General features: G+C 62.3%; 1 protein-coding gene. It reads right to left on the reverse strand.

Annotation, left to right across the window (positions count from 1 at the left end; all coding sequences use genetic code 11):
- Positions 1-3,745 (reverse strand): immunoglobulin-like domain-containing protein (locus J5M71_RS25065; protein ID WP_347709874.1); only part of this gene is annotated, 3,745 nt, incomplete at both ends.

Consider the following 3,745-nt stretch of genomic DNA (forward strand, 5'->3'; position numbering starts at 1 on the left):
GCTGCTCGAACTTGCCGACGTCAACGCCATCAACGGTAGCAATGGACTTCACGACCGGATCGTTAGCACCCACATACACGTTGTCCGGGGCAGTCACAGTGACCGAACCAGTCGTGCCGTTGGCCGGTACGGTGATAACGGTCTTGCCGTCGCTCAGCGTGAAGGTCAACGCGCCGTGATTGTTGATCGGCAGGCCGTCTATGTTGGTCAGCGTGATGGTGTAGGTGATCTCGCCGCCTTCGGTGACCGAAGGGGTCGCGGTCAGCTTAGCCACAACCTCACTGATGGTGTCCGAGATTTCAACGGTAGCCGGGCCACCCAAGGCCAGCTTCTCAAAGGTGGCACCCGAAACAGTGGCGTCGGTAACGCTAAGGGTAATAGAGCTGGCGTCCTTGATGACATCGTCACCCTGGGCCGAGGTCTTGTACTCGACTTCGGTTTTACCGGCCTCGATGGTCACGGTGTCGCCGTTCGACAGGGTTACTGTCAGTGGCCGGTCCAGCGCTTGGCTTACTTTCACAGTGAAGGAAGGCTGCTGGTCTTCGGTCACACTGCCATTGCCGACGATGCTTACAGTGACGGTATCGATGCTATCGCTGATAACGGTCGAAGCTGGCGTCGGGTTCGGCACCAACTGCTCGAAGTTGCCACCCGTGGCGTTCTCGATGGTCACGCTAACGGTCGAGCCGTTGTTGTAGACGTCGTTGGCCGGGGTTTCGAAGTCGACGCTGCCCTGGGTCTTGCCAGCCTCGACAGTGATGGTCTGGCCATTGGACAGGGTCACGGTCACCGGGGTCTGCGCCGGGTTGCTCAGGGTCACGGTGTAGGTGATCACGCCGCCTTCGGTCACCGACGGGTTCGCCGTCAGGGTCGCGGTGGTGGTGTCGACCGAGTCGTTGATGGTGGTCTGAGCCGGGGTCGGGTTCGGCACCAACTGCTCGAAGTTGCCGCCCGTGGCGTTCTCGATGGTCACGCTAACGGTCGAGCCGTTGTTGTAGACGTCGTTGGCCGGGGTTTCGAAGTCGACACTGCCCTGGGTCTTGCCGGCCTCGATGGTGATGGTCTGGCCATTGGACAGGGTCACGGTCACCGGGGTCTGCGCCGGGTTGCTCAGGGTCACGGTGTAGGTGATCACGCCACCTTCGGTGACGCTTGGCGAAGCAGTCAGGGTCGCGGTGGTGGTGTCCACCGAATCATTGATGGTGGTCTGAGCTGGTGTCGGGTTCGGCGTCAGTTGCTCGAAGTTGCCGCCCGTGGCGCTTTCGATGGTCACGCTGACGGTCGAGCCGTTGTTGTAGACATCGTTGGCCGGGGTTTCGAAGTCAACACTGCCCTGGGTCTTGCCAGCCTCGATGGTGATGGTCTGGCCATTGGACAGGGTTACGGTCACCGGCGACTGGGCCGGGTTGCTCAGGGTCACGGTGTAGGTGATCACGCCGCCTTCGGTGACGCTTGGCGAAGCAGTCAGGGTCGCGGTGGTGGTGTCGACCGAGTCATTGATGGTGGTCTGAGCCGGCGTCGGGTTCGGCACCAACTGCTCGAAGTTGCCGCCCGTGGCGCTTTCGATGGTCACGCTGACGGTCGAGCCGTTGTTGTAAACGTCGTTGGCCGGCGTCTGGAAGTCGACACTGCCCTGGGTCTTACCGGCCTCGATGGTGATGGTCTGGCCGTTGGACAGGGTTACGGTCACCGGGGTCTGCGCTGGGTTGCTCAGGGTCACGGTGTAAGTGATCACGCCGCCTTCGGTCACCGACGGGTTCGCCGTCAGAGTCGCGGTGGTAGTGTCGACCGAGTCGTTGATGGTGGTCTGAGCTGGTGTCGGGTTCGGCACCAACTGCTCGAAGTTGCCACCGGTCGCACCGGTAATCGTGGTGCTGACGGTCGAGCCGTTGTTGTAGACATCGTTGGCCGGCGTCTGGAAGTCGACACTGCCCTGGGTCTTACCGGCCTCAATGGTGATGGTCTGGCCGTTGGACAGGGTCACGGTCACCGGCGACTGGGCCGGGTTGCTCAGGGTCACGGTGTAGGTGATCACGCCACCTTCGGTGACGCTTGGCGAAGCAGTCAGGGTCGCGGTGGTGGTGTCGACCGAGTCGTTGATCGTGGTCTGAGCCGGCGTCGGGTTCGGCGACAGTTGCTCGAAGTTGCCGCCCGTGGCGCTTTCGATGGTCACGCTGACGGTCGAGCCGTTGTTGTAAACGTCGTTGGCCGGCGTCTGGAAGTCGACACTGCCCTGGGTCTTACCGGCCTCGATGGTGATGGTCTGGCCGTTGGACAGGGTTACGGTCACCGGCGACTGGGCCGGGTTGCTCAGGGTCACGGTGTAAGTGATGACGCCGCCTTCGGTGACGCTTGGCGAAGCAGACAGGGTCGCGGTGGTGGTGTCGACCGAGTCATTGATGGTGGTCTGAGCCGGTGTCGGGTTCGGCACCAACTGCTCGAAGTTACCGCCCGTGGCGTTCTCGATGGTCACGCTAACGGTCGAGCCGTTGTTGTAGACATCGTTGGCCGGGGTTTCGAAGTCGACGCTACCTTGGGTCTTGCCGGCTTCGATGGTGATGGTCTGGCCGTTGGACAGGGTTACGGTCACCGGGGTCTGGGCCGGGTTGCTCAGGGTCACGGTGTAGGTGATGACGCCGCCTTCGGTGACGCTTGGCGAAGCAGTCAGGGTCGCGGTGGTAGTGTCGACCGAGTCGTTGATGGTGGTCTGAGCCGGCGTCGGGTTCGGCACCAACTGCTCGAAGTTACCGCCCGTGGCGTTCTCGATGGTCACGCTAACGGTCGAGCCGTTGTTGTAGACGTCGTTGGCCGGGGTTTCGAAGTCGACACTGCCCTGGGTCTTACCGGCCTCGATGGTGATGGTCTGGCCGTTGGACAGGGTTACGGTCACCGGGGTCTGCGCTGGGTTGCTCAGGGTCACGGTGTAAGTGATCACGCCGCCTTCGGTCACCGACGGGTTCGCCGTCAGGGTCGCGGTGGTGGTGTCCACCGAATCATTGATGGTGGTCTGAGCTGGTGTCGGGTTCGGCACCAACTGCTCGAAGTTGCCACCGGTCGCACCGGTAATCGTGGTGCTGACGGTCGAGCCGTTGTTGTAGACGTCATTGGCCGGGGTTTCGAAGTCGACGCTGCCTTGGGTCTTGCCGGCTTCGATGGTGATGGTCTGGCCATTGGACAGGGTCACGGTCACCGGGGTCTGCGCTGGGTTGCTCAGGGTCACGGTGTAGGTGATCACGCCACCTTCGGTGACGCTTGGCGAAGCAGTCAGGGTCGCGGTGGTGGTGTCGACCGAGTCATTGATGGTGGTCTGAGCCGGCGTCGGGTTCGGCGTCAGTTGCTCGAAGTTGCCGCCCGTGGCGCTTTCGATGGTCACGCTGACGGTCGAGCCGTTGTTGTAAACGTCGTTGGCCGGCGTCTGGAAGTCAACACTGCCCTGGGTCTTACCGGCCTCGATGGTGATGGTCTGGCCATTGGACAGGGTCACGGTCACCGGGGTCTGCGCTGGGTTGCTCAGGGTCACGGTGTAAGTGATCACGCCGCCTTCGGTCACCGACGGGTTCGCCGTCAGGGTCGCGGTGGTGGTGTCGACCGAGTCGTTGATGGTGGTCTGAGCCGGCATCGGGTTCGGCACCAACTGCTCGAAGTTGCCACCGGTCGCACCGGTAATCGTGGTGCTGACGGTCGAGCCGTTGTTGTAGACGTCATTGGCCGGGGTTTCGAAGTCGACGCTGCCCTGGGTCTTGCC

Source organism: Pseudomonas sp. 43(2021) (assembly GCF_017490805.1).
GTDB lineage: Bacteria > Pseudomonadota > Gammaproteobacteria > Pseudomonadales > Pseudomonadaceae > Aquipseudomonas.